The following is a 25,184-nucleotide window of genomic DNA, read 5'->3' as shown; positions in this document are numbered from 1 at the left end:
TGTCTTACGGTATATCTTAATGGTAATACCACTTTTTCGCTATCTAGTTAAAGGCTTAATAACCATGCATTATTTGGGGCAAGAACATCCGCTTCGCGACACTTTGGATAAGGAGATCAATGCACGACCTTATATTCCACTGAGTATGCCTGAGCGCGTGTCCCATATTGCGCTTAAGACAGGCGAAACAGGTGGTGTGGAAGAACGCGACCATCTTGGGGCTTTATGTGAGAAATACGATGTGCCACCTCCACCCGACGGGGCAACTCATTTCATTGCCGATATGGGGCCGTTTCGCCTGCGTTGGGAACGTCATACGGAATTTTCAACATATACATTTTTTCGCTCTGAAGTCTGTGAAGAGCCGTTTTTGCACCCTGTGATCGAGTTGGTATCCAAAGACTGGTTGGCAGAAATGCCCGGCGAAGTGATCAATGCGGTCCATCTTGAGCTGGAACATAAAGATACACCACGGCGCAAGCCTTCAGAGATTTCCCGTTTATTTGGCGGACAAACCTATATTGGTTGTTCCATTGGGGGTGGGGCAGCTGAAATGTGTACGGATTTGCGTATCCAAGAAGACCGTTTTGGGCGGATTCTCATGCGTGATGTGTCTATGACCGCGCGCCAAGCCGGGCGAACAATCCAGCGGGTGTTAGAGATAGAAACATATCGCTTTATGGCCTTGCTTGGCCTGCCGTTTGCGCGCGAGGCGAGTCCAGACATTCGCCGCATTGATGACAGTCTGGCAGAAATCGCCGGTAAGATGTCTGATAAAAGCGATGAGTTTAAAGATGGGGAATTGCTTGAAGACCTTTCCACACTGGCGGCAGAAATTGAAAGTATTTCTGCTCATAACAGTTATCGTTTTGGCGCAACGCGGGCTTATTACGCCATTGTGCAACAACGCTTAAACGAGCTGCGTGAAGATCGCATGAAGGGCCTGCCGACTTTATCTGAAACCATTGAGAGACGCATGGCACCTGCCATGAAGACATGTGAATATACCGCAACCCGTCAGGATTTTTTGTCGCGTCGGGTCACCCGCGTGGCAGGTTTGTTGCGCGCGCGTGTTGAGGTGGAGCTGGAAAAGCAAAACCAAGAAGTGCTTGAAACCATGAATAAACGCGCGGGCCTTCAGCTGCGTTTGCAAGAAACCGTGGAAGGCCTTTCTGTTGTCGCCATTAGCTATTATCTAATCGGTTTGTTGGGTTATGGCTTTAAAGCGGCAAAGGCTGCGGGCCTTCCTATTAACCCTGATATTGCCGTTGGGGTCGCCGTACCTGTTGTAGCCTTTTTGATTTGGTCAGGCTTGCGAAAAGCCAAGAAGATTTTACTGAGTGGTGGGTAAGGGGATAGGCTTTTGATTTTTAAAGAAGGTTTTGCAATATCTGTGTGAATATTTATGCTAGCCTTATAAGCAATGAGGGTGGAGAAAGCACAAGTGAATCCATATGTGATTACGTGGGGCGTGAGCGATAAGCATGGCTGGGGCCTAATCGGTGTTCATCTTTCTTTGCATCTGATGAAATTAGGGCGCAATCCGTTGCTGGTAACCCCTGCTGTTGATATCTCGCGTCCTGAATATGCGGAAAAAATAATGCCACTGAACAGTAGTGTGCAGATGTTTCAAGATGCTTTTGCCAGCGCGCCAAATCAAAAAGTCATGTCCGATCAAATGGATGTGTTACATGGCACGGGCAATGATTTTATGGAAACAGAAGAAGGTCGGCGCACATGGGGCAAGCGCAACATCTGCATGACTTTTTTTGAAGAACAGCTCATGGATGAAGCCAATATGGCGCGCGCTAATCGCTTTGACGGGATTGTTACAGGTTCGACCTATAATTATGAGCTTCTAAAAAATGCAGGGCTGGACCATGTGTACTTGAGCTTTCAGGGTATTGACCCTTATGAGCTGGTCCCTAAAAAAGCCAGCGGGCGATTTGGGGATAAGTTTGTGGTGTTTAGTGGCGGCAAGCTGGAATATCGCAAAGGCCAAGACTTGGTGGTTAAGGCTTTCAAGATTTTCCATGAACGCCACCCTGATAGTTTGCTGCTGACAAACTGGGTGAACTTTTGGCCTGAGGTTGCGCGCGGGGTAAATGAAAGTTGCACGCTTGAGGTTGATCTCAATCCTGATCTTGGGCCAGATTATATGACCCAATGGGCCGTGGCAAACGGCATCCCCAGCGAGGCTTTCGTTGATTTAGGTGTGATGAAACGCGCAAGTCTGAGCCAGCTTTTTGCCGATGTGGATGTGGCGCTCTTCCCCAATCGTTGTGAAGGCGGGACAAACCTTGTGTGTAATGAAACCATGTTTTGCCGTGTGCCGACAATCTTATCAGCCAACACGGGCCATCTTGATATGATGCCTGAAGATAAGGATGTGTGTATCGCGTTGAAAAAACAAACGGCGCTGGATGAGCAAGGCGGCAAACGCATGGGCTGGATGGAAAGCGATATCGAGGAGATGGTTGAGGCGTTGGAATATGCCTATCAAAACCGTGAGGAAACCCAAAAGATGGCGCGCCGCGCAGCGAGCTTCGTTGGGCGTGAGCGCACATGGCAAGGGTTTGCTAAAGATTGTGTCGCGATTTTTGATAAGATTTGAAGGCCCTGTCATGCTGGCGCAGGCCAGTAACTAGGTATGCTCTAGAGCGTATCAGTTAAGCCAAAAGCATCCAGAATGCGCTGGGCGCCAACGGTGGCGGTTAGTTTATCTTCTGTAATGGCGTCATGAATGCCATCTAGCTGGCCCATCACTTCAGGATGGGTTTTTAAGGCTTCCATCAGGCGGTCTTCAACCATGGCCCACATCCAGCGAAACTGCTGTTCTGTGCGCTTTTCTTTAAGCTCACCTGTTGTTGATAGCTTTTCACGGTGTTCAGCCACTTTTTCCCACATCTCATCCAAATTCATGTTGGAAAGACCGGAGATGCAGACAACGGGCGGGCTCCAGTTCGGGCTTTGCGGCTTCATGATGTGAAGGGCATTTTTATATTCACGCGCGGCCATTTTAGCGCGTTTTTCATTGGGGGCATCAGACTTGTTCACCGCAATCATATCGGCAAGTTCAAGCACACCTTTTTTAATGCCTTGCAACTCATCCCCGGCACCGGGCAGCATGAGCACAAGGAAGAAGTCCACCATATCGGCAACCACGGTTTCACTTTGGCCTACGCCAACGGTTTCCACTAAAACCACGTCATAGCCTGCGGCTTCACATACAATCATGGTTTCACGCGTCATTTTGGTCACCCCGCCAAGGGTGCATGAACTGGGACTTGGGCGGATAAAGGCATTTTCTTGAATGGCAAGGTTATTCATGCGGGTTTTATCACCCAAAATAGACCCACCAGAAACCGAACTTGTCGGGTCTACCGCCAAAACAGCCACGCGCAGGCCTGCATCACACAGGTTACAGCCCAAAGCCTCAATAGTTGTAGATTTACCCACACCCGGCACGCCCGTAATGCCCACACGATGGGCCTTGCCGCTATGGGGCAGAAGCTTTAGCAAAACTTCTTGTGCCATTTTGCGATATTTAGGCGAGGTACTTTCCACCAAGGAAATGGTGCGTCCGATCATTGTGCGATCACCAGCCAAAACACCTTCAACATATTCATCCACGCTCAATTGTTTGCGGCGACGAACAGGTCCTTTTTTGACGGAGTGATTTACAATGTCGTTCATTTCTAATTCTCTTTTTTAATAACCTAAAAAAACGTCATCCCGGATAAGCGCAAGCGCCGATCCGGGATCCATGGTGAATTCTATTTGAGATGGATCCCGGATCAAGTCCGGGATGACGTGGTTTTGTTTATTTAGTCTTCGATACCGACAACTTCATTCAGCTTTTTCATCAAATCGATGGCCGCCTCAGAAATAACAGTTCCCGGTGGGAAGATGGCTTCTGCGCCGCCTTCATACAAAGCATCGAAATCTTGTGGAGGAATAACACCGCCACATACGATCAAGATGTCTTCGCGCTCAAGCTTTGCAAGCTCCCCTTTAAGCTGAGGCACCAAGGTAAGGTGACCCGCTGCCAGTGAAGAGGCACCAACGATATCAACATCGTTTTCAACGGCTTGGCGCGCTGTTTCTTCCGGTGTTTGGAAGAGAGGACCGATATCCACATCAAAACCCAAATCAGCAAAGGCTGTTGCGATGACTTTTTGACCACGGTCGTGACCATCTTGGCCCATTTTCGCAATCAAGATACGTGGACGACGACCTTCTGAGGCTTCAAATTTCTTAACGAGTTTTGTGACATCTTCGACTTTCTCGTTCATTTCACCAACCTCGTTTTTATAAACACCAGAAATCGCACGGATGGTTGCCTGATGGCGACCATATACTTTTTCAAGTGAGTCAGAAATTTCACCAACAGTGGCCTTGGCACGACCGGCTTTAATTGCCAGATCAAGCAAGTTGCCATTTTCTTCTTTGGCACATGTTGTCAGTGCTGCCAGACAGGCTTGTGTCTCGTCTTCATTACGCTCAGCGCGCAGACGGTTAAGCTTATCAATCTGTGATTTGCGCACTTCTGTGTTTTCCACTTTAAGAACGTCAATCGCTTCTTCATTTTCAAGCTGGTATTTATTCACACCCACCAAAGTTTGGCGACCGCTATCAATGCGCGCTTGTGTACGTGCTGCTGCTTCTTCAATGCGCATTTTTGGAATGCCAGCTTCAATGGCTTTTGCCATGCCGCCTTGTTCTTCAACTTCCTGAATATGCGCCCATGCTTTTTCAGCGAGGTCTTGGGTCAGTTTCTCAACATAGTAAGACCCACCCCAAGGATCGATCACATCACAAGTGCCGGATTCTTGTTGCAAGAAGATTTGCGTGTTACGTGCAATGCGGGCTGAGAAATCAGTTGGCAGGGCTAAAGCTTCATCCAATGCGTTGGTATGCAGCGATTGTGTGTGACCTTGGCTTGAGGCCATGGCTTCAATACAGGTCCGTGTCACGTTGTTAAACACGTCTTGGGCCGTTAAGGACCAACCAGATGTCTGGCTGTGTGTACGCAATGCCAAAGACTTGGTGTTTTTCGGATCAAACTGGTTGACTAGACGCGACCACAACATACGGGCTGCGCGCATTTTGGCAACTTCCATAAAGAAGTTTGTGCCGATCGCCCAGAAGAAGGACAAGCGCGGTGCAAATGCATCCACATCCAGACCTGCTTCAATACCAGAGCGGATATATTCCACACCATCAGCCAATGTGTAGGCCAGTTCCAGATCAGCCGTCGCGCCAGCTTCTTGCATGTGATAGCCGGAAATGGAGATGGAGTTATATTTCGGCATTTCACGTGATGTGAAGCCAAAGATATCGGAAATGATCTTCATAGAAGGGGTTGGTGGGTAAATATAAGTGTTACGCACCATGAATTCTTTAAGAATATCATTTTGGATGGTACCAGACAGTTTATCCGGGCTCACACCCTGTTCTTCCGCGGCTAGAACGTAAAGAGCTAGTACTGGAAGTACCGCACCGTTCATGGTCATGGAAACAGACATTTGATCAAGCGGAATGCCATCAAACAATGTGCGTGTATCATAGATGCTGTCAATGGCAACACCAGCCATGCCCACATCACCTGTTACACGCGGGTGATCTGAATCATAACCACGGTGTGTTGCCAAATCGAACGCCACAGACAGGCCTTTTTGACCCGCTGCCAAGTTGCGACGATAAAAAGCGTTGGATTCTTCAGCCGTTGAAAAACCCGCATATTGGCGGATTGTCCAAGGGCGTGTTGTATACATGGAGTTATAAGGACCACGTTTAAACGGGGCAAAACCCGGCACAGAGTCCATATGGTCCAGTGAAGAGATATCTTCAGCGCTATAAAGCGGCTTAACGTTGATGCCTTCTGGTGTTTTCCAGTTCAGGTCTTCAAGTTTATTACCTGTTTGACCTTCAATACGGCTTTTCCAGTCGGCAACGTCTTTTTCGTTGAGGCCAGCTGTGTCTAGCGCAACATTTGCAAAGTTAGGAATATTGCTCATCTACTTACACTCCCAATACTGTATGGAGGTCTTGCAATGTACCTAGTACATCGCTGCCCATGCCGACCGCTTGATCAACACCGTCAAATTCACCACGGCCTGCGAGGAAGACTTTCTTCGCACCCGCTGCTTTTAATGCGCCTGCAAAACCAGCAGCCAGTTCTTCATACTGAGCGTCTGATCCACAGATGACTGCAACTTCGCACGTTGTTTCCTTAAAGGCTGCTACAGCTTCATCAGCCGTTGCAAAACCATTGTTTTGCGTGGCTTGCACGCCGCCTGCTTCAAAGAAGTTTTTCGCAAATGAGGCACGGCCTGTATGTTTGGCAATGGCACCAATATTGGCAGAGAAGATCGTTGGCAGGTTGCCTTTAGAAGCTGCATATGAATCAGCGGCATCGCGCAGTTTCTCAAAGCCTTCAGCCAGACGGTGCGCCGGTAGCGCCTCAGCTGTTGCACTTACACCTGAAACAGCGTTTGAGCCGATCATCGCATCGCTTTTGGCGATTTTACCAATGAGGGCTGCATAGTCAGGCTCAGCACGTTCGACCGTTTCTTCCAAAATGTTCGGGAATTCAGAAACACCTGTGATCGGGTCTTTACGCTTGGCGATATTTTTAAGACGCGCATCCCATGTTTCAGCGATGGTTGCCTGGATGGAACCGTCTGTGATGACAGCCGTCATACCGCCCTTGCCTTCAATACCTTGGAAAATCTCCCAAGCTTTTGCGGCATATTGTTCAGTAAGGTTTTCAATAAACCAAGAACCACCTGCAGGATCGATCACTTTGTTCAGCGAGCTTTCTTCTTGCAAGACGATTTGGGTGTTGCGTGCAATGCGTCGGGCAAAGTCATCTGCCACACCGCAGTGATGGTCAAATGGCAAAACCGTGATGGCATCTGCACCACCAACAGCCCCTGCAAAACAGGTCGCTGTCACACGTAGCATGTTCACCCATGGGTCACGCTTGGACATAGCGCGTGCTGATGTTGCAGCGTGCAGGTTCATGGCTGCGGCATCATCTGTGCCACCAGAAGCTTTCACCACTTGCGCCCATAAGAAACGTGCAGCGCGTAGCTTGGCAATACCTGTGAAAATGTCAGAACTGTTGGCAAAGCTAAAGACGATCTGTTTTGCTGCTTCATCAACGCTTAGGCCCGCATCAGTCATGGCGCGCAGATAAGCAACACCCGTTGCCAGTGCAATCGCCAAATCCTGTGTTTCTGTAGCACCTGCACCATAATAGGCAGAGGTATCAACTTTTACAGTCGTAACATGGGGATAGGTTTTTGCTGTTTCTTTTGCCAAAGAGGCCAGATCAGAAAGGGCTTCTTCCAGTGATTGTGGTAGTGAGCCGTTTGCAGCCAAGGTGCCAAGCGGGTCAGCGTTAAACGCGCCCATGGCTTGTTCAGGCGCAATACCTTTATCAGCCCACAGGCCTTTGAGCATGTCTGCAGCGACCTTGGCTTGTCCTCCTGCTTCAAGAGAAACACCAGCCAGATCAAGAAGAACACCTTCAAGCACATCGGCGAGGTCTTCTTTAGAATAGATCATCATGCCGCCACGACCAGCAAGCTCAGGGGCGTCTGCGCCATTTTTGCCAGCGCGTGCAGCTTCATCAAATTGCAGGATCAGCGATGTGACACCGCGTTCCAAATCTTCAAGGATTTGATCATTGGCTGCAGACTTATCTGCATTGGCCTGCACTTGACGGATATCCCATCCATCAACTGCGCGACCTGCCGCCGTGTTACCACGTGTGAAAGGGGCACTGCCGGGGAAACCGGACGGGTTGCCTTCAGCATTCCAGTCGTCTTTTGTATAAAGAGGCTGAATGTCAATTCCATCATAGGTCTTAACAACCATCTTCTTTTCAAAAGGGGCACCTTTGAGAACTTTCTCCAAAGACTCTTTCCAAGCTTCTACAGAAGTCGCTGGAAATTCAGCCGCGAGGGCTAACCGTTCTTCGCTCATGATCATCCTTTGCGAGACACATCAAAAAATAAATACGCATTACAATACCGTTTTACCAAATTAATTCCCCGATGGCTATAGGGGAATATCCCGAATGCGGCATTTTTCATATAAAACTTATAAAAAGCCTCGGGAAATTACGCAAGGAGAGAATGGTTTGTAATTTTGTTACCTTATTCCTGTCGCCCTCGGGAACGCGGGGAGCTCACTTAAGGGAAATGGATTCTGGATCAGGTCCAGAATGACGATGGGGCTGGGGAGGGAGGTGAGAAAAGGCCCCTGCCTGAGCAGGGGCGCAGTTGGTTTACACAACGGTGAGGATGCTGGCGACCAGCGGGTGGCGCACGATGTCGCGGTCTTTGAGGCGCACGGTGGCGACGTCTTCTAGGGTTTCCAGTTTATCTGCGATATCTTTTAGGCCAGAAATACCGGGCAGCAGGTCGCTTTGATCGGGATCGCCTGTGAGCACCATGGTGGAATTCCATCCCAAGCGGGTGATGAGCATTTTGATCTGGGTATAGGTGCAGTTTTGCGCTTCATCAATGACCACAAAGGCATTGTTAAGGGTACGTCCGCGCATATAGCCCACTGGCGCAAGCTCAATAGTGCCATTGTTCATGAGCTGTTTGAGGCGGCGATTGCCAAGGCGGTCGGTGAGCGCATCATAAAGCGGGCGCAGGTAAGGGGCGAGTTTTTCTTCCATATCACCGGGCAGATAGCCAATGCTTTCGCCTGCCTCAACAGCAGGGCGCGATAAAACAATGCGCTCGATCTTGCCGCTATCTAAGGCCTCAACAGCTTTGGCGACGGCGAGGTAGGTTTTGCCTGTGCCAGCTGGGCCAAGGGCAACCACCATATGGCGCTCATCAATAGCTTTCATCAGTTCGGCCTGATTGTCGCTTCTGGGGCGTACATTTTTGACGTATTTCTGTTCACGCGGGGTTTCTTGATGTTGCTGGTTATGATGCCCTTTTATAGGGTCCCAAGCTTTTTTACTCATTTCCTGTTCACGTTGGTGTTCATCAAAAAACAATGCTCTGACATCTGCATCGGCTTTTGTAGATTTACGTGCGCGCTTACCCATAGACCTCTCCTATTTTAGGGGATGTGCCATAAAAAATGCCCCCACAGGGCAGTGGAGGCAGACACATCATCAAAATATTGATCAAAATATTGGTTTGAATGAAACGAAGGGTTAGAGACGAAGGCGTGAAACACATGCGCCCATCAGGCGGTGCGGTTTCAGCATTTGCAGTACCATGCAGACCGAGAAGGTGCATGTGCATCTCCTTAAATTCATGCTCTAATCTGGAAATTCTAGCTTGCGACTCGGCAATTTCCTAGTCTTTTTTTAACCTGTCAAAAAACAATAACAAATAGAGTCACTTATTCTTTCGTAGTAGAGCTCATTTAGCTGGATAAGTAAGAAAAATTGATTAAAATGAGAGCTAATGACGTTAAACACTGAAGGATCACGCTCATGAAGAAACTATTGGCTGGCTTGGCATCATTGGTGGGGGTGGCTGCTTGCGGTCAGGACGCACCTTATGGTCATGTGGAAATGTTTTCCGCCCGCGAAAGCACTCAAAGCTATTTCTTCAGTGCCACATCGCGTGGGCCTTTGTTGGTGGATGTGCGCGGTTCCTACCCCGGATTTGAAGCTGATGCGGTTAGTGGGGTGATTACAGCCGGGATGGAACGTGGCATGCAAAGCCGCCCGTTTAAAACGACCATGGATATTAGTGAGGCTGAGTCGCCTTCTTATCGGGTCTTTTGGCTGATCGCACCACCTAAGAACTTTAACACCAATCGCCTTTGTAAAGGGGAAATCCCCGAATCAGTGCCGAGCGAGAAGCCAACATTCTCAGCTGTTTTTTGTGTAGGTGATGATGTGTATCGTGATATTTCTGGCTGGGTCCATAAAGACGTCACGGCAGATTCTGAAGCATTTACCAAGTTTGTCGGTGTTGTGACACGCGCGCTCTTTAAGTAAAGCTGGGGCTCTTAACACACCGCTTGCACTCATCTGCGCCACAGTATAGGTTTGCGCCCAAATTTAATCAACATCGTGACATGGTGAAAAAGGATTTCCAATGGACGTAGTTATCGTGCCTTTATTTCAGGTGCTTTTGGCAATCTTGAATATTTACGAATTGATCGTGGTGGTCGCTGTTGTGATGACATGGTTGTTCCATTTCAACGTGATCAATTACAGCAATCAGTTTGTCCGCATTATTTGGGACCTTTGTTCAAAGCTGACTGAACCGCTGCTTTCAAGAATTCGTAATTTCTTGCCGAGCATGGGTGGAATTGATATTTCACCGATTGTTTTGCTCTTGTTGGTTTTTTTCTTACAAAATGTCGTTCATCAAATGATGTTTAAATTTGTGGGATGAGTGAAGCGCTTTTTACGCTTGTGGGGACGGATGTTCGCCTACAGATCCGCTTAACACCCAAGTCTAAAAAGAATGCAATAAATACAATAATAAACGATGCACAAGGCCAGATGGCCCTGAAAGTATCGGTCACGGCCGTACCGGAAAAAGGGAAAGCCAATGCTGCGTTGATCAAGCTTTTGTCAAAAGAGTGGAAGTTGGCGAAGTCGGATATCGAGATTAGCGCCGGAGAATTAAACCGGCATAAAACCCTGTTGCTTAAAGGGGGCGGAGTTTCCTTACAGCAACGCTTAATAGAATGGATGAAGCAGAACAATGTCTGATGCTAAAATCATTGATGGTAAGGCTTTTGCACAAAATGTGCGCGCACGTGTTGCCAAGCAGGTTCAGGACCTTAAAGATTACAACAATGTCACACCGGGGCTAGCCGTTGTGTTGGTGGGGGAAGACCCTGCCAGTCAGGTTTATGTGCGCAATAAGGTCAAGCAGACTGAAGAATGTGGCATGAAGTCGCTGGAATATCGCCGCGACCCTGATATTTCTGAACAGGAATTGCTCACACTGGTCTATGGGCTTAATGAAAACCCTGAAGTCAATGGTATTCTGGTTCAGCTCCCACTGCCTGATCATATTTCAGAAGATAAAGTGATTGCTGCCATTGCACCTGAAAAAGACGTTGATGGTTTCCATGTGATCAATACGGGCCTTTTGGCAACCGGATCAGAAGATGCCATGGTGCCTTGTACGCCGCTTGGCTGTTTGATGATGCTAAAAGATTTTTATGGCGGGGACCTTACGGGGAAACGCGCTGTTGTTGTGGGGCGTTCTAACATTGTGGGCAAACCCATGGGTGCTTTGTTGCTCAATGAAAGCTGCACGGTGACAACGGTTCATTCGCGCACACAAGATATTGAAGAAGAATGCCGCCGCGCTGATATTTTAGTGGCAGCTGTTGGTCGCCCTGAAATGATCAAGAAGGAATGGATCAAACCGGGCGCAGCTGTCATTGATGTGGGTATTAACCGCATTGAAAAAGAAGATGGCAAAACCAAGCTGGTTGGCGATGTGGCCTTTGATGAAGTCAAAGAAGTTTGTGGTGCCATCACCCCTGTACCGGGTGGCGTTGGCCCCATGACGATTGCGTGTTTGCTTGCCAATACGGTGACCGCAGCGTGTCGCCAGCATAAGATTGAAGAGCCTAAAGTCGATTAAGATTTGGCCATATCGGTTTAATAAAAAAGCGGCCTTTCTGAAAAGGGGCCGCTTTTTTTATGCTATTTCTTTTTGACCACAAGCCACAAAGCGTGGATCATACCCGGGAAGAAGAAGAACAGTGTCAGGAGCAGGTTGAGCCAGAAGTGCAAGCCAATCCCGACGGTCAAAAATGCCGCTAGTGGGGGAATGAAAATCGCAATGATGATACGGATGATGTCCATGAGAACGCCTTTTAATATTATCTTTTTCGATAAAAAGACCATACGCGCAGTCGTCTTCTCATTGCAAGTCGCTTTTGTTCTTTCATGTTGGTCTTTTGGTGTTTTCGCTGCGGAATGGAGCGAGACAACCCCGCCGATTAACCTGACGCATATTTTTAAAGGCGAGATTAACAAGCAATCACGCGCGGTTGGCTTTCATGCGCGCCCCTTTGGTAAAGACCCAGAAGGGGCGGAATTATCCGAGATTAGATCAGGGCCAAATCAATATGGGGTCTATACCGGATCGGCAGAAATTTTTGACCCTGAGGGTGAAGAATGGAAGCCGAAGAATTTTTCCTCGTTTTTTCCAGACCTCATGACGCAAAATAAGGTGGTCGAAGCCATCTTGGCAGCTTATAAAAAGGCCAAAGTGAATAAGCGTGGCAAATGGCGCGGCAGAAGTAGCTATGGCTTTTCAATTGAAGGCTGGCTTTGCCCCAAAGGCGGCACGTCCACTTGCCCAGATGGCGCTATTAACACGGCCTATCCGATCTATAAGAAAGATAAATAATGAAACTGTACCACGATGAAAATGGCGATCCCCGCGCAAGTGCGGATGGGGAATTGGCAATTTTGGCAGACTTTCTTGAAAGTGATGTTCAAGACGATAAAGAAGCCGCCATTGAGCTGCTGCAATTTTTGGAGCGCAAACGCGGTGAGCGTACCGCCAATGCCTATACGGTTGTGTTTGACGAAAAATTCGTAACCATCACCGCTCTTGAAGGTGAAGCCCAAAGCCAGCAGATCAGCCGCAATATATTTTTCCAAGCCGTTGAAGCCTGGATTGTGTTTGTCGGGGATTGAGAGAACTACTCACTTTCCACTAGGGCTTTTAGCAATTTTTCACACCAGTGTTGCGCAGGCATGGTGCGACCATCAAGTTCATGAATGGGGCGCACGCGAAACAGGCTGTTGGTAAGGAAAGCCTCATCACAATGCTGGATGATCTCTGGTGTCAGGCTTTCTTCAAAGACCGCCATGCCGATTGTTTCAGCCATGTCTAAAACCGCACTGCGCATGGTGCCGGGCAGGCAGCCATCTTCAAGCCTTGGGGTGAATAAATTATCGCCTTTGATGAAGAAGATATTACTGATGGTGCCTTCTGCAATGTGACCACTGGTATTGAGCATGAGCGCTTCATCCGCACCTTGGGCGTGGGCTTCTTCAAAAGCAAAGATATGATCGAGATAACAGAGTGATTTGATCTGTGTGCTCGGGCTAAATTCGTTTTTACGCACAGAAACGGTTTTGACCTTGGCAGCACTATAATGCTCTTGGGCTTGGCTGGCTGAAATCATCACCTCAGGTTTGACTTCCAAGGGCGGCATTAGTCCGCGCGGGCCAGACCCACGGGTAACGGTCAGGCGAACAGCCCCGCGCGCGTTAAGTAATTGCGACCCCATCAAGACTTCATGGATTGCCTCGCGGATTTCTTTATCGCTATAGGGGATTTTTAGGCCGAGATTGTTCCCGGTTTTGCGAAGCCGTGCCATATGGTCATCAAAACGCACCACATGGTCACTTTGCGCTGCCATGGTTTCAAAAAAACCATCTCCTAAGAGAAAGCCACGGTCCGTTGCGGGGATTTTTACCCCACCAAGGGGGAGGAGTTCACCATTAAACCAAGCAATCATGTGAGGACACCTGCGAGTTTGAGGAAATTTTTCAAAATATCATGGCCCTGATGGGTCAAGATGGATTCAGGATGGAACTGAACGCCCCAGATGGGCAAGTCTTTATGTTTTATCGCCATAATTTCCCCATCGGGGCTGGTGGCATTGACTTCAAGCTCACTTGAGGCTTCAATGCTCAGGGAATGATAGCGCCCGACTTGTAAAGGTGAGGCTAAGCCTTCAAACAACCCTGTTGCATCATGCTGAATGAGCGATGATTTCCCATGCATGGGGATTTTTGAGCGTCGAACAGTCCCCTTAAAGCTTTGGGCAATAACCTGATGGCCTAAACAAACTCCAAGGATGGGGGTTTTGCCGCCCAAATGCTCAACAAGTTCAAGGCAAATACCTGCTTTATCCGGCCCGCAAGGACCGGGTGAGAGGATGATGGCTTGGGGGTTAAGGGTGATGATTTCCTCAAGGGTGATCTCATCATTGCGCACGACCTTGGTATCGTAATAAAGCTCTTCAAGGTAGCGCGCGAGATTATAGACAAAACTGTCATAGTTATCGATGAGCAGGATCACGCGGTCATGTCCTTTTCAAAGGCATCAAACAGGGCTTGGGCCTTATCCAATGTTTCTTGATATTCAGCATTGGGTTGGGAGTCTGAAACAATGCCGCCGCCCACTTGGGCGCAGACCTGACCCCCTTTAAAGACAAGGGTGCGAATAACGATATTGGTATCCATAGTGCCATCCCCGCCAATATAGCCAATGGCCCCACAATAAGGCCCGCGCGCACAAGGCTCCAGCTCTGAAATAATTTCCATGGCGCGCACTTTTGGGGCACCCGTGATGGACCCACCAGGAAAAGAAGCCTTTAAAAGGTCAATACTGTCAAAACCCTCTTGAAGCTCGCCCGTCACGGTGGAGACAAGATGGTGGACCGAGGCAAAGGAATGAACCTCGCACAGTTCTGGCACATCCACGCTATGGGGTTTGCACACTTTAGAAATATCATTTCTGAGCAGGTCCACAATCATGGTGTTTTCTGCACGGTCTTTCTCGCTATTGCGCAGCTCATGGGCGTTGGCTTGGTCTGCCTTTGCCTCAAGGCTGCGTGGGCGCGTGCCTTTGATCGGGCAGGTTTCCACATGGCTGCCGTTTGTTTGTAAAAAACGCTCCGGCGAGCTGGAGGCAAGGCTAAAACCCTCAAAATTAAGATAAGCCGCAAAAGGGGCGGGGTTAATAGCGCGCAGTTTTTGATAAAGCGCATAAGGCGCAAAACCCTCAGGTAAATCGGCTGAAAAACGCTGGGTCAAATTGGCCTGAAAAATATCACCCGCGTGGATATAGTCGATGACCTTTTGAACCGAGGCCACATAGCTTTCCTTGGTGAAATCAGATGACCAGTTAAGGCAGACGCCTTTGAGGGGGGGCTCAAGTTGTGGCTGAGTTAAACGCTCAACCAGCTCTTGGGCGCGCTTAAGCCCGCTTAAAGAAAAGACCCATGCTTTGCCCTCATGGTGATCAAAAGCTGCGACACAATCATAAAGCCCAAGGGCCACATCTGGGGTGGCAAAATGGTCCTTATCTTTGCGCGGTAAGTCTTCAATCTGATGCAGCAACTCATAGCCGAAATAACCCATCAAGCCGCCTTGAAACGGGGCTAAGCCTTCATGGCTTTCAAAGGTGAAATCGCTCAGGGCTTTTTTAAGCTGGCTAAAGATGTTTTTAGAGGAGGTAAAAGTCTTGATCGGGTCAAGGCCAATATAGCTGTAGCGCCCTTGCTCACTGTCATTGCGCGAGGAATCTAAAAACACGGCAAAGGGCGTGTTTGCATGGGGCGCAAACAGCTTTGCAGGGTCTTGGTAGGCAATTTCTATGAACACAGGCTTCTTCATAAAACTTACTTACACGAATGTCACTTGGCTTGTCGAGAAGAGTCGGCTATGTAAAAGGAAAGTGTGAATACTATTTAAGGATAAACCAATGCCAAAGACTTTTCGTTGCCACCTGTTTTGGTGCGGACATGATCGCGAAGATCAGGAAAAACCATCATGTGCGCGTCGCGGCTCGCCCGATATTGGCAAGCAGCTCAAACAGGAAATGCGCGATCGCGGCCTGCGCAATGAAGTTGCGGTGACGAAATCAGGCTGTCTTGGTCAATGTAGTGTCGGGCCTGCCATGATCGTTTATCCAGAAGGCACCTGGTATAAGGTCGAAAATATGGAAGATGCACGCGAAATCCTTGATTGCCACCTTGAAAATGGCAATGTCGTGGACCGTCTGGTTATTCGCGATTAAGCAAGAATGTTGTCATGCTGGCGCAGGCCAGCATCCAGCGGCTTTTGTGGGCATTAGCTTTTACCAGAGTGACGCAAGTTTGGTGTTTTAAGCTGTCACCACCAGATCAGTTTCCATGATCTGGTCAATCACCTCATCCCATTGCGCGTCATCAAGGGGTTCGCGCAGGTCAATGACGGGGGCGTTTGCGGCTTTGATGATGATGTCGCCATCCTCAAACAGGCCGGTATGAAGAACGAGTTTTTTCATGTTAGAAGCTCACCACTCTGTCGGCTTTATTAATCAGCTCGTCTAAATTCTCACACATTACCGTATCGGGAATGCCGCTTACTGTGGCGCGTGGGATGATTTCAGCGAGTTCCAACATCTCATGGTTATCGACTTTGCCGTTGGCTGCCAGTGGGGCTTGTTTCATAAAGACGAAATCCACTGAATTATTGCGAATAGTCAGGCCAGCGGCAACGCGCATGGCCTCTTTTACATCGCGCCTAGCCAGAACAAGGATGTGTTTATTCATAGGCTGACCACCTTATCGGCTTTGGCCACAAGGCCGGAGTGATGAAACTGGCTGCCCAGATCAACCGGGCAGTCTTGGCCTGCCATATGGTCTTTCCACGCTTCTGCGCAGACCACAGCTTCCTCACAGTTTGACGCCACCAGATCACTAAAATCTTCATCGGCTAATGTCTTGACGCCATCGCCCGTGAAGAAGCAGCCCCAATCCACATCATTGCGGGCACAAGCCTCACCGAGCGGGGCGGCAATCTTGGTGGCATCGGCACTGGAAATTACAAGCAGGAGGTCCATTGTCTTTTGAATCATTTTCGGTTAGTGTGCGCCCGCCTTGATAGCATACCCCGAGCCAAAACCTAAGAGGATAAGTTATGAAAGTCGATGATTTCGACTTTGATCTGCCGCGCGAGTTGATTGCACAGCGCCCCGTCAGTCCGCGCGATGCATCCAAGTTGTTGCGCATTGATGCAGATTTAAGTGACCATATTTTTGCAGAGCTGCCTGATCACCTTAAGGAAGGTGACCTCTTGGTGTTTAACAATACCCGTGTGATCCCCGCGCGCCTTAAGGGCAAGCGCGGTGAGGCCAATGTGGAAGTGACCCTTCATAAACATGAAGGTGCAGGCACGTGGATTGCGTTTGCCAAAGGGGCTAAAAAGCTCAAACCCGGTCAAACCATTATATTTGATGCTGATTTTTCAGCCGATGTTCTGGATAAAGACGGCGGGGAAGTGACCCTTAAATTTAATCGCGCGGGCGCAGCCCTCATGGAAGCCCTAGAAGCCCATGGCGGTATGCCGCTGCCCCCTTATATCAAGCGCGAAGGCTTGGCAGATGAGCGCGATAAATCTGATTACCAAACGGTTTTTGCCAAAGAAGAAGGCGCGGTTGCCGCCCCCACCGCAGGCTTGCATTTTACCCCTGATCTTTTGCAAAAACTCAAAGATAAAGGCGTGAAATTTGCCTATGTCACCTTACATGTGGGGGCGGGGACGTTCTTGCCTGTGAAAGTCGATGATGTGGCAGATCATAAAATGCATGCAGAATTTGGCGTGGTTGATCAGGCCACATCAGATATGATTAATGACACTCACGCAGCAGGTCACCGTGTGGTGGCCGTCGGGACAACATCCCTGCGTTTGTTAGAAAGTGCGGCTCCTGAAAAAGGCCGCATGGCTGCCTTTGAAGGTGATACGGATATTTTCATCACGCCGGGTTATGAGTTTAAAATTGTGGATATGCTCACCACCAATTTCCACCTGCCGCGCTCAACCCTCTTTATGCTGGTGAGTGCTTTTGCTGGTTTTGAGCGCATGAAAAAAGCTTATTCTTACGCCATTGAACATGGCTATCGTTTTTATTCTTATGGGGACGGCTCATTGTTGAGCCGCCATGATCAGATATGACAACTGACTTTAATTTTGAACTTCTTGGCACGGATGGCACAGCGCGCCGTGGTCGTGTCCATACCGCCCATGGTGCGATTAACACACCTGCCTTTATGCCCGTTGGAACCGCAGCAACGGTGAAAGCCATGATGCCGGAGTCTGTTGCAGAGACAGGCGCTGAAATTTTGCTTGGCAACACCTATCACTTGATGTTGCGCCCGGGGGCAGAGCGTATTGAAAAGCTCGGCGGTTTGCATAAGTTTATGAATTGGGATAAGCCGATCTTGACAGATAGCGGCGGCTTTCAGGTCATGAGCTTGGCTCAGCTTCGCAAAATCACTGAAGAAGGTGTTCGCTTTCGCTCCCACATTGATGGGGCTTATTATGATCTGACACCGGAAAGCTCAACGGAAATTCAGCGCCAGCTTGATGCCGATATCACCATGTGTTTTGATGAATGTCCGGCCTTGCCTGCGTCAAAAGAACGGGTGAATGAAGCCATGCAACTGTCCATGCGCTGGGCCAAACGCTCACGCGATGCGTTTGTTGAGCGCCAAGGCTATGGTCAGTTTGGTATTGTTCAAGGCGGTACAGAAGAAGACCTTCGAAAAGAATCCGTTGAAAAGCTGGTCGATATCGGTTTTGAAGGTTACGCCATTGGCGGTTTGGCTGTGGGTGAAGGCCAAGAGTTGATGTTTCAAACATTGGATTACACAACGCCTGTTATGCCTGTTGATAAACCGCGCTACCTCATGGGCGTGGGCAAACCTGATGATTTGGTCGGCGCAGTTGCGCGTGGTGTGGATATGTTTGATTGTGTACTGCCCAGCCGTTCTGGTCGCACAGCCGAAGCATGGACGAGACGGGGCTCAGTTAATTTGCGCAATGCGCGCCATAAAGATGATCCACGCCCGCTTGATGAGCATTGCACATGCCCATGTTGTAAGAGTTATTCACGCGCCTATCTCTATCACCTGACCAAGACCAAAGAAATCTTGGGCCTCATGCTTTTGACATGGCATAATCTGCATTATTATCAAGAGCTGATGGCAGGTATGCGCACCGCTATTGAGGAAGGGACTTTTGAAAAGTTCGTTGTCGATTTCCATGCTTTGCGCGAACAAGGCGATATTGAACGGGTTTAACTGGATTCTGGATCACGTCCAGAATGACAAGTACGTACGTCATGCTGGTGAAGGCCAGCATCCAGCCAAAGGAAAGAAAAAATGTCTGATCAAACAATTTATGCAAATCTGGAACAGCTTGGTTCCACAACGCACTCCCCCACACATCCAGATGAAGCTAATCTGGAAGCGGTGAAAAACCCACATCCTGGGACTGATTATTTGGTGCGTTTTACCTGCCCTGAATTCACCTCGCTTTGCCCGGTGACAGGCCAGCCTGATTTTGCCCATATCGTGATTGATTATGTGCCAGAAGATTTACTGGTGGAAAGTAAATCCCTGAAAGTGTTCTTAACCTCTTTTAGAAATCATGGTGATTTTCATGAGGCGTGCACGGTCGGGATTGCCAAGCGTTTGGTTGAGTTGTTAAAGCCAAAATGGTTGCGCATTGGGGGCTATTGGTACCCACGTGGTGGTATTCCCATTGATGTGTTCTGGCAAACGGGCGAGGCACCAAAAGCTGTGTGGATACCGGATCAAGACGTGCCGGGTTATCGCGGTCGTGGATAAGATCAGCTATGCTTAAACTTTTTTATCTTCCCGATACGGCCTCACTCGCCCCGCATATTATCTTAAATCGTTTAGGCCAGCCGTTTGAGCTGGTGAAAATGAGCAAAGATGACGGCTCGCTCCATGAACAAGTTTATATGGAGCTCAATCCCAATCGCCGTGTTCCCATGCTGGTGGATGCGGATTTGGTGTTATTTGAATCCGCAGCGATTTGTCTGCATCTGGCGGATCAAGACCCAGATAGTGGCCTGATGGCGCCATTGGGCAGTAAGAAACGTGCACTGGCCTATAAATGGCTGGTCTTTATGACCAATTCCATTCAGGCCGATATGATGCTCTATTTCTATAAAGAGCGTTTTTCAAACAGTGCAGAGGGTGCTGAAGAAATCCGCACCATCGCCATTGAACGGGTCAGCACATTTATGAGCCGCCTTGATGATGCACTTGGGGATGGTCGCCCGTATCTTTCAGGTGGGCAGAAAACCATCGTTGAAGATTATCTTTTGATGCTGGGGCAGGAAGAAACGCTTAAATCCATGGCTCATCTTTATGCTTTGCTGTGCGTGTTAGAAGATGACCCGCATGTGAAAGCAACCTATGAGGCCGAGGGTTTACAGGCGTTGTTTAGCGCCTAAAACTCAATACAGACTTTGCCGAAATGCTGACCGCTTTCAAGATATTTAAAGGCGCTTGGCACTTCGTCAAAATTAAAGCTGCGATCAATGATCGGTTGGAGCTTATGTTCGGTAATGAAATCATTCATACGCTCAAACGCACTGCGTGAACCAACGGTGACACCTTGAATACGGATGTTGCGCATGAGAATCAGCGGTAAGGGAATGCTTGAGGTATTGGTGCCCGTTAACACGCCGATCAGGCTGATATGTCCGCCAATGCGAACGGCACGAATGGATTGTTCAAGGGTTTGCGCACCCCCAAGCTCGACAATATGATCCGCCCCTTCAGGCCAGATTTTTTTCACTTCGCTAAGCCAACTTGGGCTGTCGTAATAATTGACCGCATAATCGGCCCCCATTTCTTTGGCACGTTTGAGCTTTTTATCACTTGAAGAAGTGATCAGCACTTGTGCGCCAACCGCTTTGGCAAAAAGCAGGGCATAAAGGGCAACCCCGCCTGTGCCTTGGATCACTACACAGTCAGAGGAATTAAGTGCGGCTTGTTCAAATAAAGCACTCCATGCGGTTAGTGCGGCACAGGGCAGGCTGGCGGCTTCAATGTCACTAAGGTGATCGGGCGCCATCACACAGTTTTTTTCATCCACCACCATATATTGCGCCAAGGTCCCGTCATAAGCCCCGCCCAATGCATTAGGCAGTACATAAGGGGTTGCAGGGCCTGTGATCCAGTCTGGAAAAAAGATTGGGCAAACACGCGTGCCCACAGAAAAACGGCTTGCATCACTGGCAGCTTCAACCACATAACCCACCCCATCTGAGCATGGGATCAAAGGGGTTTTAACCGTTTTGCCATAGGCCCCGGCAACAGTAACCAAATCACGATAGTTAAGCGAAGCTGCTGCCATCTTGATCAAGACTTGTCCGCTTTGCAGTTTTGGTGTGGGAATATCCACTTGATGGAGGTTCTCTAAACCAAAGGATTTTTCGATCTGCCAGACTTTCATGAGGGCGCATTTCCAAATGTGATTAAAATCTGCCTTGATTAAAACATGTTTTACCCTAAGTTTTGAAGGATTGGTTTTTAAAATAATGTGATTGAAATGATTAAACTTGTTGGTTTGAAAAATTGTGATACATGCCGAAAAGCAAAAAAATGGCTGGAGGCAGAAGGCTTTACCTACGCATTCCATGATGTGCGCGGGGATGGTTTGAGCGCAGAGGATGTCTCAGGCTGGGCTGCAAAATTGGGCTGGGAAGCTTTGCTTAATCACCGTGGCACCACATGGCGTGGCTTATCAGAGGAACAAAAAGCAGATGTGGATGAAGCCAAGGCCATTGCCTTGATTGTGGAAAGTCCTGCCCTCATGAAGCGTCCGGTTTTTGTCTCTGGCAATGAGGTTATTCTTGGTTTTAAGCAAGATCAAATGGATGCACTTCATGCATTAAAATAGGGTGATGAAATGAGCAATATGACAGGGGCGAAATTACTGGTCGACCAGCTTGTTCTGCATGGCTCTCAAAAGATTTTTGGCGTGCCGGGTGAAAGTTATTTGAGCGTTCTGGACGCCCTTGTTGATGTTGATGCGCTTGATTTTATTACATGTCGCCAAGAAGGTGGCGCTGCCATGATGGCTGAGGCCCATGGCAAGCTTACGGGCAAGCCGGGGATTTGTATAGTAACGCGCGGTCCCGGTGCGACCAATGCCTCAGCCGGCGTGTATGTGGCCTTTCAGGATTCCACGCCCATGATCCTGTTTATCGGGCAAGTCGCGCGCCCCATGCAAGACCGTGAAGCTTTTCAGGAAATTGATTATCGGCGCATGTTTGGTCAAATGGCAAAATGGGTCGCCCAAATTGATGAGGCCGATCGCATTCCTGAATATATTGCGCGCGCTTATCAAACCGCCACATCTGGGCGGCCCGGTCCTGTGGTTTTGGCTCTCCCTGAAGATATCCTCAGTGGTCGGGCACAAAAAACCGTATCCTTAAAATCTTTTGAGCCTGCGCGCTCCGCTCCCCCAAAAGAGCATATGGCACGTTTTTCTAAAATGCTGTTTGAGGCTGAAAAGCCGCTCATGATCGTTGGCGGTGGTGGCTGGTCTAAAACGGTGCAAGGGGGTTTAAAGGCTTATTGTGAACAAGCAAACTTGCCTGTGGCAGCCTCCTTTCGCTGTCAAGATTATATAGATAATCGATCTTCTTGTTATGTGGGTCATGTGGGCATCGGTATTGATGTAAATTTAGCAAAAGCGGTTGAGGAGAGTGATCTATTGATTGTACTTGGGGCCAGATTAGGAGAGATGACAACAAGTGGTTATGACTTGTTAAAGCCACCAAAAACCCAACAAAAACTGGTCCATATTTACCCCCAAGGCGAAGAGATTGGTCGTGTCTATCAAGCTGATTTAGGTATTGTTTCAACCTCACATGATTTTGTTTTAGCCTTAGAAGAAAAGCCTCAAAGAAGATGGGCTAAGTGGTGTGAAACTTTGCGCAAAAGCTATCTCGAATTTTCAAAGCCACCGCTCAAAGAGGGAGACGACCCGCTGTGTGAGATGGTTAAATATATGCGCGCGAGATTGGATGATGAGGCGGTTTTAACAAACGGGGCAGGCAATTATTCCATTTGGGGCCATCGTTTTTTCACCTATTACCAATATGGTACACAACTCGCGCCCACAAGCGGCTCCATGGGCTATGGTTTGCCTGCAGCCCTTGCCGCCAAGTTGGAAAGCCCTGAAAGACAGGTGGTCTGTATGGCAGGTGATGGTTGTTTTATGATGACCTGTCAGGAGTTCGCAACAGCCGTACAGCATGGTGCGAATGTCATTGTTCTTGTGGTGAATAATTCCATGTTTGGCACCATTCGCATGCATCAGGAAAAACGTTTTCCCTATCGCATAAGTGGAACGAATCTACAAAATCCGGATTTTTCTGTCCTGGCAACCGCTTTTGGCGGGCTTGGACAACGTGTTGAAACAATAACTGAATTTGAGACAGCTTTTGAACGGGCCTTAGAATATTCAGGTCCGTCGTTGATTGAAAATATCGTTGATAATCAAGTGATTACACCTGCCATGCGGATTGATGATCTTCAGGGTTAGGTAAAATTACTTAAAGGGGCGTTTGATGGATTTTTAATTAAGCTCAAACGAATGCCTCTGCTGTCCTTAAGCTATTGATTTTCGTAATATCTCCCCTAATTCTATCGTATCTTTAAAGATAGGCAATTATGTCGTCTGGAGGGTGCGATCTCCATGACGAAACACATGGAGACTTACGATGGCAGAAGACGAAGGCAACAAACCTGAATCAGAAGAAGGTTCTGACAAGGGGCCAAAGGTTGAAACCGGCAATGAAGAAGATGCGGTCATTCTTGATGAGATGACCTCCCTGCAAGATACTGAGGAAACAAACCTCGGTGGTCAGATGCAGGGTAAGGAAAATGCCGATGGCGGGGCTCAATATCAAGAAGATATGAGCTATATGGCCTCTGTCCACCAAGGTGGTTTTTCTACTGAACAGGACATTATCGACGGTATTGTTCCTGAAGAAGATATTTCTTTTGATAATGAAGAAGAAATTCGCGCTGAGGATGAAGAAAGCGAGCGTGACCAAGGTCGTGTCGAATTTGATAGCCGTGAGCGTGAAGGCAGTGTCGAAGACGAAGAATCCTTGCTCGATATCGACCCCGATGAAGTTATCGACGAAGAAGTTGTAGAAATTGAAGAAGATGAAGCAGCCGCACCTGCTTTGGCTGATGCTGATCCAAATGCCATCGATGGATCCGTTGACACCCTCGACATAATTCCAAGAGAAGAAGAAGCTGAAGAAGAGGAAGAAGAAGAAGAGGAAGAAGAGGAAGAAGAAGAGGAAGAAGAAGAGGAAGAAGTTATCGTTGAAACCGATGATGATGACCCCATCATTGATAAGAGTTTCTTCCCGGATAGCGATAAGGATTATGACCCGGAAACGGGTGAGGTTCTCATTTCTGAACAGTCCATCATCAATAACGTGACGGAAGAAAGTGGTTTCTCCATTTCCATTGATGCCTCTTACCTCAAAGCCCGTCCGGCAACGGATGAGGAAGGTAATTTCCTTTATGATGATGAAACTGGGGCGCAGATTTATCTGGAACCGGTTTTAGAATTGGTTGACCCCAATGCGGTTTCCCCTAATCGGGAATGGCGTATTAAAACAGGGATCAGCGAAGAAGATAGTAATGTGGAAGTGACCATTACGGTCACCGATAGTGAGGGGAATTCCGCCTCTGTCTCCCAATCTTACGGTTTTGATGCGGACAACACGTTGGTCAATGACCAGGCGCTCACCGACCATAATACCAATGTTACCATCGATATTTTTGATAATGATGATATTCGCGATACGGTTTGGACAGATGATGTGGAAAGCCAAATTTCCCTCTCTGAGCCCAATAATGGTAGCGTTGAGTTGGTCTATGATGACCAAGGCAATCTTGTCTTTGATGATAATGGCAATCCAAAAGTCATTTATAATCCAGATGATGATTTCTCCGGCACAGATACCTTCACCTATACGGTCACAGAAAATGTCCATAATGAGTTAAATACACCTCAACCAGCCTTGATCAACCTTGATGAATTGGTTAATGGCGGCGTTGAGTCCAATATCACACTGGGTGCTTCTGAAGATGGCTCTTTTGAGATGGTGGATGGGCAGATTGTCTTTACCAAAAATGATAATTTCGATGGTAAAGAGACCGAGCTGACCTATACAGTCACCGATAGTGACGGTGTCACAACCACTTATACCGAAACCGTTAATGTGGATGATGAGCCAGAAAGCTATACAGCCACCGTAACGGTCATTGTGGACCCAGATGGTATCCCTGTTGTGGGTGATGTTACGCTTGATCCGGGTGTGGAATATCAGAGCTATACACTAAGCAAAGAAGACTTGCTTGCCAACACAACTGATGTTGATACGGCGCTCGCTGACCTAGATGTAAGTGCTGTTTCTGGTGGTGAGAATCTTGATATTACAGATAATGGCGATGGCACATGGACCATTGTGTCCTCAGAAGAAGGCATAGAAGAAATTTCCTTCACCGTTACGGATGGTGAACATGAAGTCTCTCATACGGCTGAGATTAACTTTGCGGATGTGGATAACACACTTAGT

The 25,184-nt window shown here is 48.3% G+C and carries 29 protein-coding genes; 16 read left to right on the top strand and 13 right to left on the bottom strand.

What is annotated here, in order from left to right:
- Window positions 1-64 precede the first annotated feature (64 nt).
- Both MTBPR1_RS16715 and MTBPR1_RS16710 read left to right on the top strand, forming a co-directional pair.
- The gene (locus tag MTBPR1_RS16715; protein WP_069190187.1) at window positions 65-1,351 is read left to right on the top strand and encodes a DUF3422 family protein; all 1,287 of its coding nucleotides are present in this window, start codon (window positions 65-67) and stop codon (window positions 1,349-1,351) included.
- A 120-nt stretch (window positions 1,352-1,471) separates the two neighbouring features.
- The gene (locus MTBPR1_RS16710; protein ID WP_165602696.1) at window positions 1,472-2,614 is read left to right on the top strand and encodes a glycosyltransferase family protein; all 1,143 of its coding nucleotides are present in this window, start codon (window positions 1,472-1,474) and stop codon (window positions 2,612-2,614) included.
- 41 nt (window positions 2,615-2,655) lie between these two features.
- On the opposite strand, the gene meaB is transcribed toward MTBPR1_RS16710, so the two are convergent.
- From meaB to MTBPR1_RS16685, 5 genes are all read right to left on the bottom strand, one after another.
- On the bottom strand, window positions 2,656-3,696 hold the full coding sequence (meaB, locus tag MTBPR1_RS16705) for a methylmalonyl Co-A mutase-associated GTPase MeaB (protein ID WP_069190185.1): 1,041 nt from the start codon (window positions 3,694-3,696) through the stop codon (window positions 2,656-2,658).
- 131 nt (window positions 3,697-3,827) lie between these two features.
- Window positions 3,828-6,020, bottom strand: coding sequence for a methylmalonyl-CoA mutase (gene scpA, locus MTBPR1_RS16700; protein WP_069190184.1), 2,193 nt, complete (start codon window positions 6,018-6,020; stop codon window positions 3,828-3,830).
- Window positions 6,021-6,024: 4 nt separating this feature from the next.
- The gene (locus MTBPR1_RS16695; RefSeq protein WP_069190183.1) at window positions 6,025-7,995 is read right to left on the bottom strand and encodes a methylmalonyl-CoA mutase family protein; all 1,971 of its coding nucleotides are present in this window, start codon (window positions 7,993-7,995) and stop codon (window positions 6,025-6,027) included.
- 304 nt (window positions 7,996-8,299) lie between these two features.
- Window positions 8,300-9,079: a PhoH family protein gene (locus MTBPR1_RS16690; RefSeq protein ID WP_069190182.1), complete on the bottom strand. Its 780-nt coding sequence runs from the start codon at window positions 9,077-9,079 to the stop codon at window positions 8,300-8,302.
- A complete protein-coding gene (locus tag MTBPR1_RS16685; RefSeq protein WP_069190181.1) occupies window positions 9,072-9,275 on the bottom strand; it encodes a hypothetical protein in 204 nt (67 codons plus the stop codon). Before MTBPR1_RS16685 ends, MTBPR1_RS16690 begins: the two co-directional genes overlap by 8 nt.
- A 200-nt stretch (window positions 9,276-9,475) precedes the next feature.
- Here MTBPR1_RS16685 and MTBPR1_RS16680 point away from each other — a divergent pair, with 200 nt between their 5' ends.
- From MTBPR1_RS16680 to folD, 4 genes are all read left to right on the top strand, one after another.
- The gene (locus MTBPR1_RS16680) at window positions 9,476-9,988 is read left to right on the top strand and encodes a hypothetical protein (RefSeq protein WP_069190180.1); all 513 of its coding nucleotides are present in this window, start codon (window positions 9,476-9,478) and stop codon (window positions 9,986-9,988) included.
- 100 nt (window positions 9,989-10,088) lie between these two features.
- On the top strand, window positions 10,089-10,391 hold the full coding sequence (locus MTBPR1_RS16675; protein WP_069190179.1) for a YggT family protein: 303 nt from the start codon (window positions 10,089-10,091) through the stop codon (window positions 10,389-10,391).
- Entirely contained in the window at window positions 10,388-10,714 is a 327-nt protein-coding gene (locus tag MTBPR1_RS16670; protein WP_069190178.1) for a DUF167 domain-containing protein, read from the top strand. Before MTBPR1_RS16675 ends, MTBPR1_RS16670 begins: the two co-directional genes overlap by 4 nt.
- Window positions 10,707-11,603 (top strand): bifunctional methylenetetrahydrofolate dehydrogenase/methenyltetrahydrofolate cyclohydrolase FolD, encoded by an 897-nt coding sequence (gene folD, locus MTBPR1_RS16665; RefSeq protein ID WP_069190177.1) that lies wholly within the window; start codon window positions 10,707-10,709, stop codon window positions 11,601-11,603. Before MTBPR1_RS16670 ends, folD begins: the two co-directional genes overlap by 8 nt.
- A 62-nt stretch (window positions 11,604-11,665) precedes the next feature.
- Here folD and MTBPR1_RS16660 read toward each other — a convergent pair whose 3' ends face one another.
- Complete coding sequence (locus tag MTBPR1_RS16660; protein WP_069190176.1) at window positions 11,666-11,827, bottom strand: YqaE/Pmp3 family membrane protein; 162 nt, start codon at window positions 11,825-11,827, stop codon at window positions 11,666-11,668.
- On the opposite strand from MTBPR1_RS16660, the gene MTBPR1_RS16655 reads away from it, so the two are divergent.
- A complete protein-coding gene (locus MTBPR1_RS16655) occupies window positions 11,826-12,377 on the top strand; it encodes an EndoU domain-containing protein (protein ID WP_069190175.1) in 552 nt (183 codons plus the stop codon). The two genes, MTBPR1_RS16660 and MTBPR1_RS16655, sit on opposite strands and share 2 nt — an antisense overlap.
- Entirely contained in the window at window positions 12,377-12,670 is a 294-nt protein-coding gene (locus MTBPR1_RS16650) for a hypothetical protein (RefSeq protein ID WP_069190174.1), read from the top strand. The genes MTBPR1_RS16655 and MTBPR1_RS16650 overlap by 1 nt, the downstream gene beginning before the upstream one ends.
- A gap of 5 nt (window positions 12,671-12,675) precedes the next feature.
- On the opposite strand, the gene MTBPR1_RS16645 is transcribed toward MTBPR1_RS16650, so the two are convergent.
- The 3 genes from MTBPR1_RS16645 to pabB are packed head-to-tail and all read right to left on the bottom strand — an operon-like array spanning window position 12,676 to window position 15,385.
- The gene (locus MTBPR1_RS16645; protein WP_069190173.1) at window positions 12,676-13,500 is read right to left on the bottom strand and encodes an aminotransferase class IV; all 825 of its coding nucleotides are present in this window, start codon (window positions 13,498-13,500) and stop codon (window positions 12,676-12,678) included.
- Window positions 13,497-14,066 (bottom strand): anthranilate synthase component II, encoded by a 570-nt coding sequence (locus tag MTBPR1_RS16640; protein WP_069190172.1) that lies wholly within the window; start codon window positions 14,064-14,066, stop codon window positions 13,497-13,499. The genes MTBPR1_RS16645 and MTBPR1_RS16640 overlap by 4 nt, the downstream gene beginning before the upstream one ends.
- On the bottom strand, window positions 14,063-15,385 hold the full coding sequence (gene pabB / locus MTBPR1_RS16635) for an aminodeoxychorismate synthase component I (RefSeq protein ID WP_069190171.1): 1,323 nt from the start codon (window positions 15,383-15,385) through the stop codon (window positions 14,063-14,065). The genes MTBPR1_RS16640 and pabB overlap by 4 nt, the downstream gene beginning before the upstream one ends.
- An 88-nt stretch (window positions 15,386-15,473) precedes the next feature.
- Here pabB and MTBPR1_RS16630 point away from each other — a divergent pair, with 88 nt between their 5' ends.
- Window positions 15,474-15,788 carry a (2Fe-2S) ferredoxin domain-containing protein gene (locus MTBPR1_RS16630; protein ID WP_069190170.1) on the top strand — a complete coding sequence of 105 codons (315 nt, stop codon included), beginning with the start codon at window positions 15,474-15,476 and terminating at the stop codon, window positions 15,786-15,788.
- Between the two features lie 87 nt (window positions 15,789-15,875).
- Here the strand turns inward: MTBPR1_RS16630 and MTBPR1_RS18205 are convergent, their stop codons facing one another.
- The 3 genes from MTBPR1_RS18205 to MTBPR1_RS16620 are packed head-to-tail and all read right to left on the bottom strand — an operon-like array spanning window position 15,876 to window position 16,610.
- On the bottom strand, window positions 15,876-16,037 hold the full coding sequence (locus MTBPR1_RS18205) for a hypothetical protein (RefSeq protein WP_165602695.1): 162 nt from the start codon (window positions 16,035-16,037) through the stop codon (window positions 15,876-15,878).
- A gap of 1 nt (window position 16,038) precedes the next feature.
- Complete coding sequence (locus MTBPR1_RS16625; RefSeq protein WP_069190169.1) at window positions 16,039-16,305, bottom strand: hypothetical protein; 267 nt, start codon at window positions 16,303-16,305, stop codon at window positions 16,039-16,041.
- Entirely contained in the window at window positions 16,302-16,610 is a 309-nt protein-coding gene (locus tag MTBPR1_RS16620; RefSeq protein WP_069190168.1) for a hypothetical protein, read from the bottom strand. The genes MTBPR1_RS16625 and MTBPR1_RS16620 overlap by 4 nt, the downstream gene beginning before the upstream one ends.
- Before the next feature lie 62 nt (window positions 16,611-16,672).
- On the opposite strand from MTBPR1_RS16620, the gene queA reads away from it, so the two are divergent.
- The 4 genes from queA (at window position 16,673) to MTBPR1_RS16600 (ending at window position 20,018) form a co-directional block, all read left to right on the top strand.
- Window positions 16,673-17,707 (top strand): tRNA preQ1(34) S-adenosylmethionine ribosyltransferase-isomerase QueA, encoded by a 1,035-nt coding sequence (gene queA, locus MTBPR1_RS16615; protein ID WP_069190167.1) that lies wholly within the window; start codon window positions 16,673-16,675, stop codon window positions 17,705-17,707.
- Window positions 17,704-18,834 (top strand): tRNA guanosine(34) transglycosylase Tgt, encoded by a 1,131-nt coding sequence (gene tgt, locus MTBPR1_RS16610; RefSeq protein ID WP_069190166.1) that lies wholly within the window; start codon window positions 17,704-17,706, stop codon window positions 18,832-18,834. The genes queA and tgt overlap by 4 nt, the downstream gene beginning before the upstream one ends.
- 81 nt (window positions 18,835-18,915) lie before the next feature.
- Window positions 18,916-19,383 carry a preQ(1) synthase gene (gene queF / locus MTBPR1_RS16605; protein WP_069190165.1) on the top strand — a complete coding sequence of 156 codons (468 nt, stop codon included), beginning with the start codon at window positions 18,916-18,918 and terminating at the stop codon, window positions 19,381-19,383.
- Window positions 19,384-19,391: 8 nt separating this feature from the next.
- Window positions 19,392-20,018 (top strand): glutathione S-transferase family protein, encoded by a 627-nt coding sequence (locus MTBPR1_RS16600; RefSeq protein WP_069190164.1) that lies wholly within the window; start codon window positions 19,392-19,394, stop codon window positions 20,016-20,018.
- Here the strand turns inward: MTBPR1_RS16600 and MTBPR1_RS16595 are convergent.
- Window positions 20,015-21,025 carry a zinc-dependent alcohol dehydrogenase family protein gene (locus MTBPR1_RS16595; protein ID WP_069190163.1) on the bottom strand — a complete coding sequence of 337 codons (1,011 nt, stop codon included), beginning with the start codon at window positions 21,023-21,025 and terminating at the stop codon, window positions 20,015-20,017. The two genes, MTBPR1_RS16600 and MTBPR1_RS16595, sit on opposite strands and share 4 nt — an antisense overlap.
- Before the next feature lie 96 nt (window positions 21,026-21,121).
- On the opposite strand from MTBPR1_RS16595, the gene MTBPR1_RS16590 reads away from it, so the two are divergent.
- The 3 genes from MTBPR1_RS16590 to MTBPR1_RS16580 all read left to right on the top strand — a co-directional run.
- Entirely contained in the window at window positions 21,122-21,472 is a 351-nt protein-coding gene (locus MTBPR1_RS16590; protein WP_069190162.1) for an ArsC family reductase, read from the top strand.
- 9 nt (window positions 21,473-21,481) lie between these two features.
- The gene (locus MTBPR1_RS16585; RefSeq protein ID WP_069190161.1) at window positions 21,482-23,125 is read left to right on the top strand and encodes a thiamine pyrophosphate-binding protein; all 1,644 of its coding nucleotides are present in this window, start codon (window positions 21,482-21,484) and stop codon (window positions 23,123-23,125) included.
- Between the two features lie 178 nt (window positions 23,126-23,303).
- A partial coding sequence (locus MTBPR1_RS16580) for a cadherin-like domain-containing protein (RefSeq protein ID WP_069190160.1) occupies window positions 23,304-25,184 on the top strand: 1,881 nt, incomplete at its 3' end.

It is taken from the genome of Candidatus Terasakiella magnetica (assembly GCF_900093605.1).
GTDB classification, from domain to species: Bacteria; Pseudomonadota; Alphaproteobacteria; order Rhodospirillales; family Terasakiellaceae; genus Terasakiella; species Terasakiella magnetica.
The sequence above is the reverse complement of the archived record's forward strand: the minus strand, read 5'-3'. Positions and strand labels throughout refer to the sequence as shown.